The organism is Streptomyces sp. NPDC044064 (genome assembly GCF_056434245.1).
Genome location: NZ_JBWKFN010000016.1, coordinates 116,762 through 131,795, shown reverse-complemented (window position 1 = coordinate 131,795; position 15,034 = coordinate 116,762). Strand labels below are relative to the sequence as shown.

General features: G+C 70.7%; 12 protein-coding genes, 1 tRNA gene and 1 pseudogene. 8 read left to right on the top strand and 6 right to left on the bottom strand.

The genetic code is table 11. The annotated features are described in order from the left end of the window. Positions 1-2 precede the first annotated feature (2 nt). On the bottom strand, positions 3-1,319 hold the full coding sequence (locus tag AC07DS_RS25710; protein WP_479148856.1) for an ABC transporter substrate-binding protein: 1,317 nt from the start codon (positions 1,317-1,319) through the stop codon (positions 3-5). 196 nt (positions 1,320-1,515) lie between these two features. On the opposite strand from AC07DS_RS25710, the gene AC07DS_RS25705 reads away from it, so the two are divergent. Further along, entirely contained in the window at positions 1,516-2,805 is a 1,290-nt protein-coding gene (locus AC07DS_RS25705; protein ID WP_479148854.1) for an ROK family transcriptional regulator, read from the top strand. Positions 2,806-3,184: 379 nt separating this feature from the next. Here AC07DS_RS25705 and AC07DS_RS25700 read toward each other — a convergent pair whose 3' ends face one another. The 4 genes from AC07DS_RS25700 to AC07DS_RS25685 form a co-directional block, all read right to left on the bottom strand. Beyond that, complete coding sequence (locus AC07DS_RS25700; RefSeq protein WP_479148852.1) at positions 3,185-4,018, bottom strand: class II glutamine amidotransferase; 834 nt, start codon at positions 4,016-4,018, stop codon at positions 3,185-3,187. Between the two features lie 3 nt (positions 4,019-4,021). Further along, positions 4,022-4,315, bottom strand: coding sequence for a carboxymuconolactone decarboxylase family protein (locus AC07DS_RS25695; protein WP_479148850.1), 294 nt, complete (start codon positions 4,313-4,315; stop codon positions 4,022-4,024). A 292-nt stretch (positions 4,316-4,607) separates the two neighbouring features. Further along, on the bottom strand, positions 4,608-6,665 hold the full coding sequence (gene fusA / locus AC07DS_RS25690; RefSeq protein ID WP_479148848.1) for an elongation factor G: 2,058 nt from the start codon (positions 6,663-6,665) through the stop codon (positions 4,608-4,610). Positions 6,666-7,026: 361 nt separating this feature from the next. Further along, complete coding sequence (locus AC07DS_RS25685) at positions 7,027-7,998, bottom strand: nucleotidyl transferase AbiEii/AbiGii toxin family protein (RefSeq protein ID WP_479148846.1); 972 nt, start codon at positions 7,996-7,998, stop codon at positions 7,027-7,029. A 216-nt stretch (positions 7,999-8,214) separates the two neighbouring features. Between AC07DS_RS25685 and AC07DS_RS25680 the strand changes: the two genes are divergently transcribed. The 7 genes and pseudogenes from AC07DS_RS25680 to AC07DS_RS25650 all read left to right on the top strand — a co-directional run bounded on the left by AC07DS_RS25680 (position 8,215) and on the right by AC07DS_RS25650 (position 14,689). Then, the gene (locus tag AC07DS_RS25680) at positions 8,215-9,423 is read left to right on the top strand and encodes a L,D-transpeptidase (RefSeq protein ID WP_479149002.1); all 1,209 of its coding nucleotides are present in this window, start codon (positions 8,215-8,217) and stop codon (positions 9,421-9,423) included. Between the two features lie 240 nt (positions 9,424-9,663). Continuing rightward, positions 9,664-10,500 (top strand): annotated as a pseudogene (locus AC07DS_RS25675) (RNA repair domain-containing protein); the annotation flags it as partial. Between the two features lie 684 nt (positions 10,501-11,184). Continuing rightward, on the top strand, positions 11,185-12,654 hold the full coding sequence (locus AC07DS_RS25670; RefSeq protein WP_479148844.1) for a sensor histidine kinase: 1,470 nt from the start codon (positions 11,185-11,187) through the stop codon (positions 12,652-12,654). 74 nt (positions 12,655-12,728) lie between these two features. Beyond that, positions 12,729-13,121 (top strand): roadblock/LC7 domain-containing protein, encoded by a 393-nt coding sequence (locus AC07DS_RS25665; protein ID WP_106960650.1) that lies wholly within the window; start codon positions 12,729-12,731, stop codon positions 13,119-13,121. A gap of 3 nt (positions 13,122-13,124) precedes the next feature. Continuing rightward, positions 13,125-13,511 carry a DUF742 domain-containing protein gene (locus AC07DS_RS25660; protein ID WP_479148842.1) on the top strand — a complete coding sequence of 129 codons (387 nt, stop codon included), beginning with the start codon at positions 13,125-13,127 and terminating at the stop codon, positions 13,509-13,511. Further along, the gene (locus AC07DS_RS25655; RefSeq protein ID WP_479148840.1) at positions 13,489-14,112 is read left to right on the top strand and encodes a GTP-binding protein; all 624 of its coding nucleotides are present in this window, start codon (positions 13,489-13,491) and stop codon (positions 14,110-14,112) included. The genes AC07DS_RS25660 and AC07DS_RS25655 overlap by 23 nt, the downstream gene beginning before the upstream one ends. Then, entirely contained in the window at positions 14,075-14,689 is a 615-nt protein-coding gene (locus AC07DS_RS25650) for a GAF domain-containing protein (protein ID WP_479148838.1), read from the top strand. The genes AC07DS_RS25655 and AC07DS_RS25650 overlap by 38 nt, the downstream gene beginning before the upstream one ends. A gap of 174 nt (positions 14,690-14,863) precedes the next feature. On the opposite strand, the gene AC07DS_RS25645 is transcribed toward AC07DS_RS25650, so the two are convergent. Next, a tRNA-Leu gene (locus AC07DS_RS25645) sits at positions 14,864-14,948 on the bottom strand. Positions 14,949-15,034: the final 86 nt, after the last annotated feature.

Below are 15,034 nucleotides of genomic sequence, written 5' to 3'. Positions count from 1 at the left end.
GCTCAGGCCGCCGGCATCTGCTGCTGGGCCTTCTCCAGCTTGGCCTTGACGGAGTCGGTGGTCACCGCGCGTCCGGCGGCGGCGTCGGCGAACAGCTCCTTGACGGCCGTGCCGACCGTCGTCTCGAACTGCGACTCGGCGGCGACCTGCGGCAGCGCGACCGCGCTGGTGGCGAGGGTGCTCTTCAGCACCGCCGTGGCCGGGGAGTTGAAGGCCGCGTCCGCCTGGGCGGCCTTGACCGGCGGGACGGTGCTGTAGGCCGTGTTGAGGATCTTCTGCTCGCCGTCGCTGGTCATGAACTTCACGAACTTCGTGGCGCCGTCGAGGTTGTGGCTGTTCTTGAAGACCGCGATGTTGATGCCGGCGACCATCGAGTTGGCCTGGGCGCCGGTGCCGGGCGTGCCGGACTGGACGGGCACGGGGGCGATGCCGTAGGCGTCCTCGCTCATGCCCTGGGACTTGAGGTTGGCGGCGGCGGACTGCCACAGCAGCATGGCCTGCTTGCCCTTGGCGAAGTCGCTGACGGACTGGTTCTGCGCGTACTCGGCGTCGCCGGTCGGGATGACCTTGTCCCTGGCCATCAGGTCGACGTACTGCTTGACCGCGTCGACCACCTTGGGGTTGGTGAAGTCCGGCTTGCCGTCGGCGGTGAAGAAGTCGGCGCCGTGCTGCTTGGCGAAGACGAAGACGTGGTGGATGTTCTCCGACACGTTCGAGCCCTCGGCGCCGAGGACCGACTTGCCCTTCGCCCTGATCTTCTTGCCGTCGGCGATCAGCTCGTCCCAGGTGGCCGGGGGCTTGGAGATGCCGGCGTCGGCGAAGATCTGCTTGTTGTAGTAGAGCGCGTACGCCATCGAGTACAGCGGTACGGCGGCCGGGTCCTTGCCCTGGGCACCGGTGGATCCGAGCGCGGAGTCGACGAACCGGTCCCGGCCGCCGATCTTGTCGAAGTTCTTGGCGTCCCACGGCAGCAGTGCGCCGGTCGCCTGCAGGGAGGCGCTCCAGGTGTTGCCGATGTTCAGCACGTCCGGGCCCTGGCCGGAGGTGGTCGCCGTCAGAATCCGGTTGAGCAGGTCGGACCAGGGCACGACCTCCACCTTCACCTTGATCCCGGTCTGCTTCTCGAACTTGTCGAGTTCGGGCTGGAGGACCTTCTTGTCGACGGCGATACTGGCGCCCTGGTTGGAGGCCCAGTAGGTCAGCGTCTTCGGCGAGTCGTCGGACCCGCTGCCGTTCGACGAACCGCCTCCGCAGGCCGTGGCCGCGAGAGCGAGAGACATGGTGACGGCGCCTACGGCCGCGGCTCGGATGCTGCGCATGGCTCCAGGTGTCCCTTTCCGGGAGTCGAGGACCCCGAGGGGCCGCTCGCGGAAGCCGACACCCGTTCGACCCTCGAAGCCCCTCATGGCTTAATTTAGGATGTGAGTTAAACCTCAAGAGAATCGCTCGTCAAGGGATCCGGCAACGGCATCCGCCTCCGGCGAGCCACAAATACGCGCGAACCAGGGAGGTCGGGTGGCAGGGCTGGGCGGCCGTACGGTGCGTGACCTGCGGCGGGAGAGCCGGAGCGCCGTTCTGCAACGGTTGTATTTCGACGGCCCGATGAGCCGGCAGGCACTCGGCCCGGCGACCGGGCTGAGTTCGGGCTCCGTCAGCAACGTCGCGGCCGAACTCCTCACCGACGGCCTGGTGGAGGAGGCGGGCAGCGTCGGCTCCGACGCCGGCCGCCCGCGCAGACTGCTGCGGATACGACCGGACAGCGGCCGGCTCATCGGGGTCGACGTCGGCGAGACCCGGGTACGCGTGGAGCTGTTCGACCTCGGGCTACGTGAACTCGCCCGCGCGGAACGCCCGTTGGGTCCACGTGGATACGACGTCGACGCCGTCGTCGGCCATGTGCACGAGGGCATGGCCGAGGTGCTCCGCACGGCCGCGCTCGCCCCCGACGACCTCCTCGGCGTCGGCATCGGCGTGCCCGGCATCATCGAGGACGCGGGCGACGAGGGCGCCGTCGTCCACGGCCAGACGATCGGCTGGGACGCGGTCCCACTGGAGCGACGGCTCCGCCTGACCGGCCAACTTCCCTCCCACATCCCCTACTTCATCGACAACGGCGCCAAGACCCTGGGCCAGGCCGAGATGTGGTTCGGTGCCGGCCGCGGCGCCCGCAACGCCGTGGTCGTGCTCTTCGGCTCCGGCGTCGGCGCCTGCGTGGTCACCGAGGAGGCCGCCCAGGGACGGGCGGTGGAGTGGGGACATCTGACGGTACGGGTCGGCGGGCGCCGGTGCCGGTGCGGCGCCCGGGGCTGTCTGGAGGCGTACGCGGGCGCGGAGGCGCTGGTGGCACGCTGGCGGGAGGCGGGCGGGCAACCGTCGCCCGGGGCAGGCGAAGAGAGGGCCCTCACCGAACTGCTCGCCGCAGCCCGCCCCTCGAACGACAGCCCGCCCGACCCGGTGGCGGCGGCCGTCCTGGCCGAGACGGCCGAGTACCTGGGCGCGGGCCTGTCCGACCTGATCAACCTCTTCCAGCCCGAACGTGTCCTCATCGGCGGCTGGGCGGGCCTGCAACTCGGCGGCACCTTCCTGGACGAGGTCCGCGCCCACGCCCTCGCACAGGCACTCCGCTTCCCCGCGGGCCGGGTCGGCATCGAACTCGGCCGACTCGGACCGGATGCGGTCACCGTGGGGGCGGCGGTCCTTCCGCTGGCGGCGTTCTTCGCCCGGGGCGGCCAACGGCCGAGGCCCGCGGCGCGGCCGTTGAAGGCACCGGCCTGGCGGGCGACGGTGGACGGACGGCTGGCATGAGGGGCCCTGCGGGGGTTGAGCAGACTTCGCGTTCCGGCCGAGTCGGCACCGGTCGGGGTTCTGCGTCGGCCGGTGTCGATGGGCAGCCCGGTGGGAACCGGTGGAGCGCGCCTCACCGCCGCAGCAAGGCGGCGTCGTACGACCGCCGAGTGAGCAGTTCGCCGCGCCGTCGACCGGCAAACCGCCCGGCGCGCCGCCGGCCCAGCGAGGTCGGCCGCCCCGCCGGCGCCGCCTCGGCCCCAGGGGATGCACGGCATTCCCGGACGACGGCCCCGGGCTGCGGCACCCGTAAGACAGTGCCGAGCGCGCGGCAGCGCGAGTCGGCTGCTTCCAACCGCGTCGCCCGGCACGGCGTGGCGCGAACCCCGCAGGACACCTGTCAGGGCTCCTCCGGCCGGAAGTCCTGTAGCACGTCCCCGCCCGGCTGGACGATTCCATAGCTGTCCGCCGGGACCTCGATCCAGGCGCCGGGCAGGTCGCCGAGGGGTTCCGAGACCACCAGGCGGGTCTCGTCCGAGACGTCTCTCAAGAAGTCGGTCTCCGGGTGCAGGGCGCGTAGGTCCTCCACACTGGCGCTGTAGTACAGCGACCTCGGCGTGCCCTCGCTGGCGTACCGGAAGGCCAGGAGCCGTTCCCCGTCGGCCACCGCGATCGTCATCTGCAGCGGGGCCTTTACCCCGTGCTCCCGGGCGATCCGCTCGACGAAGCCCGTCATACGGGCGACGGCACCGGGCGGGTCCTCCTCCAGTCCGAACGTGAGGGCCAGGTAGAACATCGCCTCGGAGTCCGTGGTGCCCTCGATCGACGCGAAGAGCTCCGGGTCGACGGCGAGGAGAAGAGCCCGGCGGAATGTGTGGAAGCCCGCGATGGAACCGTTGTGCATCCACATCCAGCGGCCGTAACGGAACGGGTGGCAGTTGGTCTGCTGCACTGCCGTACCGGTGGAGGCCCGGACGTGCGCGAAGAACAGGGGGGCGCGGACGTGTCCGGCGATCTCCCGTAGGTTGCGGTTGCTCCAGGCCGGGCCGATGTCGTGGAACACGGCCGGAGTGCGGGCGTGCTCCTCGTACCAGCCGATGCCGAAACCGTCGCCGTTGGTCGTCTCGACGCCCATCCGCGCGTGCAGGCTCTGGTCGATCAGCGAGTGTTTCGGGCGGTACAGGACCTCGTCCATGACCAGAGGAGTTCCCGAGTAGGCAAGCCAGCGGCACATGGTTCACGCCCTTCGCAGGTGATCGCGGTGGCCGACGGTCATGCCGCGTCCGAGCGTGCCCTGGATCTTCTCGAACGGGAGGCCGAGCTGTTCCGCCGTGCCGATGTTGAGCAGGCAGGAGGCCGGTGCGGCGTCCAGGGCCACCAGGGCGGCGATGCGGGCGGGCAGACGGCTCTCCGCACCGAGTCCGGACCGCTCGAAGGTGTTGAGTGTCATCCAGACGATCGTTTCGAACACAGGGGCGTTCGCCTCGGCGAGAGCGGCCACGCCAATCGCGCCCGCGATGTCCTCGGTCATCTTCGCCTCACGCCTTCCGGGCCACGGACCACCGGTGTCCGTCTTCCACCTCACCGGGCTCCGCGAGTGAGCGCATCGCCCGGCGAGGGTGATTTTCCGGCCGTCCGGTGACAGCCCGGGGACCGAGGACCGCCACTGTGTCCTCGGAGCCCGGGGACCGAGGACCGCCACTGTGTCCTCGGTCCCCGGGCGCCTGTCGTTCCGCTGCCGAGGTCGCGGGCCGGCCGGTACCGGCACGAGGGCCGCGTGGTGCGCCCCTCGTGCCGGTGCGGCCCACCGCACCGAGGCAGGACTACCGAGCCGCTGCCGGCTGCGGTGCCGGCGCGTAACCTGCCGGCCGGGTGGTGAACGTGCCCCGCCCCTGGGTCCGGCTGCGCAACCGAGTCGCATAGCCGAACAGCTCGGCCAGCGGCACGGTCGCGGTCAGCACTGCCGAGCCGTTCCGGCTCTCGGACCCGCCGACCCGCCCACGCCGAGCGGCCAGATCACCGAGCACGCCGCCGACCGCCTCCTCCGGCACGGTGACCGTGACCTCGGCCACCGGTTCCAGCATGGCCACCGCGCAGGCCCGCAGCGCCTCGCGCAGTCCCAGCCGGCCGGCGGTCCGGAAGGCCATCTCGGAGGAGTCCTTCACATGGGTGGAGCCGTCGGTCAGCGTGACCCGCAGCCCGGTCACCAGATGCCCGCCCAGCGGCCCCTCGGTCAGGGCGTCCCGGCAGCCGGCCTCCACGGCCCGCACGTACTCCTGGGGCACCCGCCCGCCGACCACGACGGACCGGAACTCGAAGCCGGTGGCGCCGACTTCGGCCCCGAGCGGTTCGACGTCGAGGACGACATGCGCGAACTGCCCTGCCCCGCCGTCCTGTTTGACATGCCGGAAGACCAGCCCGCTCACCCCGCGCACGACGGTCTCCCGGTGCGCGACCCGCGGACGCCCCACGACAACCTCCGGTCCGCCGTCACGGCGGATCTTCTCCACCGCGACCTCCAGATGCAGCTCGCCCATCCCGGACAGCACGGTCTGCCCGGTCTCGTCGTCGGTGCGCACCACCAGCGAGGGGTCCTCCTCCGCCAGCCGCGCGAGCGCGGTCGCCAGCCGCCCGGTGTCGGTGCTGCGGCGCGCCTCGACGGCGACGGACACCACGGGCTCGGCGACCACGGGCGCCTCCAGGAGCAGCGGGGCTCCGGGATCACAGAGTGTCGAGCCGGCCCGCGCCGACTTCAGGCCCGCGAGCGCGACGATGTCACCGGCGACCGCCCGGTCCAGCTGGACGTGCCGGTCCGCCATGACCCGCAGAATCCGCGCCACCCGCTCGGTGCGCCCGGTGCCGGGGTCCCACACGGTGTCTCCCTTCCCGATCGTGCCCGAGTAGACGCGCACACAGGTCAGGCGCCCGATGCCGGCCGCGTTCACCTTGAACGCGAGCGCAGCGAACGGTGCTTCGGGGTCGGCGGGCCGCCGCTGTTCGGTGTCGCCGTGGACACCGCGTACGGCGGGCACGTCCAGCGGCGACGGCAGGTAGGCCACCACCGCGTCCAGCAGCGGTTCGATGCCGCGGTTGCGGTAGGCGGAGCCGCACAGCACGACCACGCCGTCTCCGGTGCGGGTGAGGTCCCGGAGGGCGGCGACCAGGGTCGGCTCGGTCAGAGCGGCCTGCGCGCAGAACTCCTCCAGCGCGGCCGGATGCAGCTCGGCCACCGCCTCCTCCAGCACCCGGCGTCGCCGCAGGGCCTCCTCCGTCAGCGTCTCGGGAACCGGTCCCTCCACCGCCGTACCACCGCCGCCGTCCCAGAGCAGGGAGCGCATGCGCACCAGGTCGACCACACCGGTGAAGCCGTCCTCGGCCCCGATCGGCAACTGGACGACGAGCGGGGCAGGATGCAGCCGTTCCCGGATCGAGGCGACGGCCCGGTCGAGGTCGGCGCCCGCACGGTCCAGCTTGTTGACGAAGGCGATTCTCGGCACGCCGTGCCGGTCGGCCTGCCGCCACACCGACTCGCTCTGCGGCTCGACGCCGGCGACCGCGTCGAAGACGGCGATCGCCCCGTCGAGGACGCGCAGCGAACGTTCGACCTCGTCGGCGAAGTCGACGTGGCCCGGGGTGTCGATGAGGTTGATGCGGTGGCCGTCCCAGCCGCAGCTGACGGCGGCGGCGAAGATGGTGATGCCACGGTCGCGTTCCTGCGGGTCGAAGTCGGTGACGGTGGTGCCGTCGTGGACCTCGCCGCGCTTGTACGTGGTCCCCGTCGCGTACAGGAAGCGCTCGGTGACGGTGGTCTTGCCGGCGTCGACGTGGGCAAGGATGCCGAGGTTGCGGACGGCGGCGAGGGTGCTGAGGTTGGTACGCACGGCCCATGGCCTTTCTGCGGATCAGGAAAAGGGGCAGCGCGATTTCCCGTGCTCAGGAGCAGCCGGACCCGGCCCGGCCGCCCACCACCGGGCGGGTGTGGGCTGTGCCGTGTGAGCTGGTGGTGAACCGGGTCAGAGCGTCGTCACGGGCATCCGGTGCCGGCCGCGCAGCGGGCACCGGACGGACGAGGACACCAGGATCACCTCGGACCGCGACGGGGGGACGACGACGGCGGTACGGTCACGCACGGCCGGCTCCCCTCGGTGTCAGTGGTCACGAAACGCGCGGCCGAGATGTGTCGACGCCGCGCGGTGCAGGGTGAGTCTAGGGAAAGCGATCAGGAACCGCGTACCGATTTTTTTACGCGCCGACCGGTCCCAGCGCCCGGGCAAGCCGCAGCAGCCATTCCTGCGCCGTGCCGCGCACCCACGGATGCGTCTGCTGGAACGCGGCCCAGTCCACGTCCCACCGCACGACCGCGGCCGGGCGCAGAGCGTTCGTCTCCGCACACGCCGCACGGCGGAAGACCGAGCTCAGCAGCCTCGGTGCAAGGGACGCCTCCTCCCCCTCGGCGAGAAGCACCGCGTCGTACAGGTCCTTGCCCTGCGCCCGGCCGTCGTCCCGGCTGTCGGTGTGCAGCCACAGCAACTTCCAGGCCAGGGACAGCTCCCGGCTCGCGGTCCGCACCGCGCTGGGCGCTCCCCCGTCGCCGCGCGGTATCAGGGTCCACACCGGGGGCTCGGGAAGCGGCTCGTCGCGGGCGAAGTCCAACCGCAACTCGCCCGCGGGCGCCCCTTCCCTGCGCCAGGGGATGAGCAGCCGTACCCCTGGCGTGTCGTACTCCGTGTACGTCCACGTGCCGTCCACGCGCGCCTTCTCCGCGTCGAGGAGCACACCCGGGGCCGCCCACGGCCGCTGCGCCACACGTTCGAGCAGGTCCAGGTACGGAGGGCCGGATTCCACGACGTCCTCGTCGGGCAGCCAGTGCAGGCCCTCGGGCGGGAGAACAGGCCGATGTCCGGCGGTGTCGAACTCCTCGTACGTCCACATCTCGTACCCGGCCGCGCCGTCCGCGGCCTCCGGCCACTGCTGCACCGCGTCGAGCGCGTCGACGTACGGATACGGGTCCAGCGGATCGGCCCCGGCGGCGTCCTCCAGGACCACCCAGTCGAGATCGGCGGGCTCGCGTGCCGCGGCTCCCACCCAGGCCGGCATGACCATGCTTCCGCGCAGGACCAGGCTTCCGCTCCAGGGAGCGTCCGCGATCAGACCCAGCACATGATCCAGACCCGCACGCCGGCCCACCGACTCGTCGCTTCGCTCCCCGTTCACGGGGCAGACCGTAGCGTCCACCACCGACAACGGTGTGTGAGGGGCACGTCCGATCCGCGTGGACTGCGCCACAATTCCCTCCCTTAAGGAGGGATGAATGCGTAAAAGTGGTTGTTTGCAGGTGGTTGCACTCCTCCGTAACCAGCTCCAGGGAATCAACGACCAGCGGCATGGGAGAAGCGTTTGATCACGGTACGTAAGCGACGCACCGGGCAGATGGCTACGGCCGGCGCACTCGGCGGCGTACTCGCACTCACGGTGCTCGGCGGTACCAGCAACGCTGCCACCGGCGACAACAACCCCGGGACCCCCCAGAAATCGCAGGCGCCGGCAGCTCAGCCGGCCGCCCAGGACGCTTCCGACGCCCGAATAGAGATCACGCCCGGGGACGGTGCCCACAGGGTCGGGGTCGACGACCCCGTCGTAGTCACCGTCAGCAACGGCAAGCTCACCAAGGTGACCATGACCGCCACCGCGACCGGTGCCGAGATTCCGGGCACCGTGTCCGCGGACGGCATGTCCTGGAAGCCGAACGGCCGGCCGGCGCCGGCTACCCGGTATCAGGTCGCCGCAGAGGCCGTGGACGCCAAGAACCGCCCCGCCAGCGGGAGCGCCACGATCACCACGGTCTCCCCGGCCAACGACTTCATCGGACACGTCTCCCCCCAGAACGGCTCGACCGTCGGCGTGGGCATGCCGGTGACGGTCAACTTCGGCAGGGCGGTCGTCGACAAGGCCGCCGTGGAGTCGGCGATCCAGGTCAGCTCCAGCAGCGGTCAGCGGGTCGTCGGTCACTGGCTCAGCGACAACCGCCTGGACTTCCGCCCCGAGAACTACTGGAAGCCCGGCTCCACCGTCACCGTCGGGCTCAACGCGAACGGCATCCGGAAGACGGTCACGTTCAAGATCGGCCGGAGCCAGATCAGCACCGTCGACGCCAGGACGAAGCAGATGACCGTCGTGCGGGACGGCAAGACGATCAGGACCATCCCGATCTCGTCCGGCAGCCCCGAGCACCCGACGTACAACGGTCAGATGGTCATCTCCGAGAAGTTCAGGCATGTCCATATGAACGGTTCGACCGTCGGCCTCACGGAGAAGGACGGCAAGCCCTCGTACGACATCAAGGCCGTACCGCACGCCATGCGCCTGACCGACTCGGGCACGTTCATCCACGGCAACTACTGGGGTGCCGACTCGGTCTTCGGCAAGGTCAACACCAGCCACGGTTGCGTGGGCCTGAAGGACGTCAGGGGCGGCGGCGACGACAAGCTGCCCGCCGCATGGTTCTTCGACAACTCGATGATCGGTGACGTCGTGATCGTCAAGAACTCCCCGGACAAGACCACGGTGGCCCCGGGCAACGGCCTCGGCGACTGGAACATGCCGTGGACCGAGTGGGTCGCGGGCAGCGCGACCGGCTGACGCCACGCCGCTCCAGGCACTGAATCTGCATGACTTCCGCCAGGCGGCGGCCGACACCATGTCGGCCGCCGCCTGCGGCGTCAGAGCCGATCGCCGACCGTGCCGAGACGACCCGCCTCGGCACACGCCGGCTCCCTCACGCACCGCACCTCGCAGGTCACGATGAGCGAGGAACAAGCGTCGCGGACAGGGTGGGCGGCACCCTGGAGGAGAAGGGGTGACGGCAGGAGAGGAGGCGTGATGCGAACCAGCGACGAGATCTATCACCGGGTCCGCTGGGACCCGCGGTTCGACCCGGCCCGGTTCGTGCTGGGGATCAGCCAGCGCCGGGGTGCCTTCAAACGCGTTCCCCTGACGTCCTTCGTGCCCGGCGGCGACATCCCGTGGCACCGGGTGATGTTCATCGAGGCGGACGGCGAGGTGATCTGGGACCGGGCCACGGGCGTGGACCGCATCGACGCCTCGGGCGCCGGCCGGGGGCCGGCCCCACCAGCGGAACCGAGTTTCGACACGCGCTTCGGCAGGGGCGACCCCGCCGCCGTCCTCGGCGTGGCCCCGACCGCCCGCACGGCGGTGGCCTGGATCCCGCCGGCGGAGCTGTGGCCGCCGATCCAGGACATCCGCCGGGATTACGATCCGCAGATCCACCGCTGGCCGCCGCACGTCAATGTCCTCTTCGGCTTCGTGCCGGAGTCCGACTTCGAGCGGGCCGCCCCACTGCTCGCCGCGGCGATGGGCGAGACGCCGGTGTTCACCGCCCGGCTGGACGGGATGCGCACCTTCCGGCACAGGGCGTACTTCACCGTGTGGCTCGACCCGACAGCAGCCGGCGAGGGCCCGTGGGCCGAGCTGCACCGCGTGCTGCAGCAGCGGTTCCCTCGTTGTCGTGGGCCCAACGAGGACTTCACCCCACATCTGTCCCTGGGCCGGACCCGGGATCCGCGGCGAGTCACCGCCGACTGCGCCACCCGGCTCGACGCCATGACGGCGACAGTCTGGGAGCTCGTTCTGCTCTCACGCAGGGGCACCGGGCCGATGCGGCCACGGGCCACGGTCGCCCTGCGCACGGGCGAGGTCCGCCGGCTGCCCGCACCCGGCCCCGAAGCGCCGGGCCCGGAGGACACGGCATGGCTCTCCGAGATCACCGACAGGTGAGGCCATGGTCAGGTGGGGCAAAGCGCCGCCAGGGATTCAGGTCGCATGGGAGGAGTGGTTGAGCCGCCGTTGACGAGCAGGCAGTGCGGATCCACCCCACCAGTCCGGACTCGCCGCGCAGTTGGTCCTGTCCCTGAGCCACCGTAGTCCCCCGGGTCGGGAGCTGTGGGAACGCCTGGCCGACGGAACAGCGAAGTACCGGAAGAAGCCTGACGGCAGCGGGGGCTGACCCCCGCTCGGCTCGCCGCTCGACGGAACTCCTCGTGGCGGCGTGGCGATTGGGCACCAGCCTGCTGGACGACGGCCACGGGTACGGGCACGGGCACGGGCACGATGCTGTCCCCGTGCTGGTGGCCCTGTCCACACTCGCAGACCTGTGACGGGCGCTTCGGAATGAGTGCAAAGGACAACGGTTCGATTTCTGTACGCGCCAGGGGCTGACACCGGGGTACTGGTGCGCGATAACGTGCGCGCTCGGCCCGATCATCGCACTGTCCAGGGACTTTTATGCCAGATCCTTCCATGCCGCCGGACGACCGGCCGGCGTCGCCCGTGACCTCCCGTGCGACGGCCGAGTCGCGAGCCGGGTCCTTGAGGCGGCGTCTGGTGCTGTCGTCCGTGCTGCCGCCGGGCGTGGTCGCCGTGACCGCTGCGGTGGCCACCGCGCTGGTCCGTGATGGCCACCTGAACCGGGCGGACCAGGGCGCGGTGTTCGGCGGCTTGGTGCTCATCAGCACCATGGCGGCCGGGATCGCGGGCATACGGGCTTCGGCGGAGGCAAGAGCAGTCACCAGGCACTGGGCGGAGCTGTCCCGCGCAGCCGACCGAAACCGTGCCGAGCTGGCCGAGCTGACCCGTACCACAGCCGAGGGCAGGGCCGAACTGGAGTCGCTGTGCCGTCGGTTGCAGGCCGGGGAGCGGCCTGTGCGGCGCCGGTCGGAACTGCCGCCGCAAACCGGCCCGGACGAACTCTCCCGCCTCGGATTCGAGATCGCTGTGGCCCGGCACGAGGCGGAGGCAGCCCTGCTGGAGACCGCCGCCTCTGCGGTCGGTGCGGAACACAACTCCCGGCTGGAGCAGTTCGAGGTGTTCGCCAACCTGGCGCGCCGCCTGGAGTCCCTGGTGCACCGCGAGATCGGCCTGCTGGACGACCTGGAGAACGAGGTCGAGGACCCCGACCTGCTCAAGGGGCTGTTCCGGGTGGACCACCTGTCCACCCGGATCCGCCGCTACGCCGAGAACCTGGCCGTGCTCGGCGGCGCGAACACCCACCGTCAGTGGACCCGCCCCGTCGCCCTGACCGACGTGCTTCGTTCCGCCGTCGCCGAGATCGACCAGTACGCCCGGGTCAAGCTGGTCCCGCCCGTCGAGGGAACGGTCAGCGGCCACGCCGTGGTCGACGTCGTCCATCTGCTGGCCGAGCTGGTGGAGAACGCGACGGTCTTCTCACCGCCCCACACCACCGTGCACGTGCGCGTGGAGCCCGTCGCCGCGGGGGTGGCGATCGAGGTCGAGGACCGGGGCCTGGGCATGTCCCCGGCCGAGCGCAGCCAGATGAACACCGTTTTGAGCGCACCCGACAAGGTCGCCCTCGGCGAGCTGCTGCAAGACGGCCGGATCGGCCTGTACGTGGTCTCCGTCCTGGCTCAGCGGCACGACATCGCCGTGCAGTTGCTGAGCAACGTCTACGGCGGCACTCAGGCCGTCATGGTGCTGCCCGAGGCACTGCTCGGTCCGCAGCCGACAGCTCCCGCGCCGGCGCTCCACACCGTCCCGACCCCTGACGCGGAGCCGCAAGACCCGGTGGAGCCCGAGGCGGCGGACCGGCGGGCGATAGAGACGACCGTAGTTGCGGATCCACGCGTGTCCGATTCCGAACCCGAGCCCGCCCGTGTCCCCTCCGACGGCGAGGACGACCGTCCGCGGCTGCCTCAGCGCCGCCGCCAGGACCACGCCGCCGAACTGCCGCCCCCGGTCCGCGGCGCCGGTGCGTCCGAGGACATCGCACACGACCCGGGCCTGATGGCCGCATTCCAGACCGGACTACGCAGGGCCGACGAAGCGGAGACGCCCTGATGGCCGAGGCCGCCCTGAAGGCCCGGAGTCCGTGCAGCAAAACGTTTCCTTCTGCCGAACAGGAGTACACGATCGTGGCGAGCGAAGACCTTTCCTGGCTGTTGACGGGTCTGGTGAACCGGGTGCCGCACACTCGAAGCGCCTTGTTGCTGTCCTCGGACGGGCTGGTGAAGGCAGCGGAGGGGCTCGACAAGGACGCCGCAGACCAGTTGGCCGCGCTCGCCAGTGGGCTGTACTCGTTGGCGCGCAGCGCGGGACGGCACTTCGACGACGGCGGTGACGTGCGACAGATCGTGACGGAGCTCAGCACCTCGCTGCTGTTCGTCTCGTCCGCCGGGCACGGCGCGGTGCTGGCCGTGCTGGCCGGACGCGATGCGGACGCGGCGGTACTGGGCTACGAGATGGGGATGATGGTGAAGAGCGTGCGCCCGCACCTGGCCACACCGCCCCGGCACCCGGTGGGGTGACCGATGACGCCGGTCCTCCCGGACGGACCGCAGATCGACGAAGCGGCCGGGCGACTGGTCCGTCCCTACACCGTGAGCGACGGCCGGACCAGGGCCACGTCCCACTTCACGCTGGTGACCACGGTGCGGGCCACCGGCGCCCAGACGCAGGGCGCTTTCGGCCTGGAGCATGCGCAGGTGCTGGCGCTGTGCGAACAGCCGGTGAGCGTTGCCGAGGTCGCGGCCCGGATGCAGGTGCCCGCCGCCGTGGTCAAGGTACTGCTGTCCGATCTGGCCGAGGGAGGCGCGGTGGTCGCAGGTGATACGCCCCCGGCGCCCACGGGCCACTGCGCACGACCTGATCGAGACCTCCTGGAAGCGGTACGCGATGGCCTCCTCAAACGACTGTGACCCGCTGCCCGCCGAAGTCCTGCCGGTGGGAGTCAAGGTGCTGATCGCCGGCGGGTTCGGCGTGGGAAAGACCACCTTCGTCAACGCGCTCAGCGAGATCGAGCCGCTGAGCACCGAGGAGATGCTGACCGCCGTCAGCGCGGCCACGGACCGGCTGGAAGGAGTGGAGAACAAGGCCACCACCACGGTGGCCCTGGACTTCGGCCGGATCACGCTCAGTGCGTCCCACGTCCTGTACTTGTTCGGCACGCCCGGGCAGGAGCGCTTCTGGTTCATGTGGGACGAACTCTCCGAGGGAGCGCTCGGGGCAGTGGTTCTCGCCGACACCCGCAGGCTGGAGCACTCCTTCGCGGCGGTGGACTTCTTCGAGCGGCGCGGCATCCCCTTCGTCGTCGCCGTCAACGAGTTCGACGGGGCTCACCGCTACCGCGGGGAGGAGGTGCGGACCGCGCTCGACCTCAGGCAGGAGGTGCCGGTGGTGCTGTGCGACGCCCGCGTCCAGAACTCGGGCATACGCGTGCTGCTCGATCTGATTCAGCATCTGATCACAACAAGGAGTTCCCATGGCAGCGACACCGACCAACCCTCCGTCCGGGCCTGAGTCCGGGATCGCCCTGCGCCATCTGCTCCTGCCTCCGGAGGATCCACAGGTGCGTGCCCGGTCCGAGCGGCTGCGCGAGCTCGGCATCGATGCTCGTCCGGATGCCGAACTCGACGCCTTCGCACGGGAGCTGGCACGCCGTACCGGCGGCTGCTACGCCGGGGTCAACTTCTTCCTCGACGCCGACCGCCAGTACTTCGCAGGGTTGTACAGCGCTGCGCAGGACACCACGGCCCACGTGGGGCCGCCGCTGCTGGAGGATCCGGTGCCCGGCCGCGTCATGCCCCGCGACATCGACATGGGCATCTGCCCGCACGTGGTCAAGCGCCGCCGGGCGCTGGTGCTGGAGGACATCCGGGACTTCCCGAGGTTCGCCGGCAACCCGGTGGTCGACGCGATCGGCGTCCACTCCTACCTGGGCGCACCGCTGATAGACAGCACCGGCGTGGTGCTGGGCACGATCTGCGTGGTCGACCAGGACCCACAGCCGTGGGGGCGCAAGGGGCTGGAAACCATCAAGGCCATGGCTGCCGAACTGGTCGAGCGGCTGGAGGAGTCGGCGCACCGTCGCAGCTGACCGACGCTGCCGGCTCGCACGCGGCCGCCCCGGAGAGTCCCCGGCGCGGCCGTCCAGCACCCGACCGCGGGTCCCGTACGCCTACTCTGCCACGCTCGCAGATTTCGACCAGCTATCGGACCACTCATACAAAAAGCCTGGTCAGAGCACTGACCAGGCCTTGTGAAGAAGAAGTGTCCGAGGGGGGACTTGAACCCCCACGCCCGATAAAGGGCACTAGCACCTCAAGCTAGCGCGTCTGCCATTCCGCCACCCGGACCAGGTGTCTGTCGCCTTGCGGGGGCTGTTCCCCGCGGCGACATGGACAACAATACCAAGGTTTCGGAGTGCGTTTCACCTGCATAT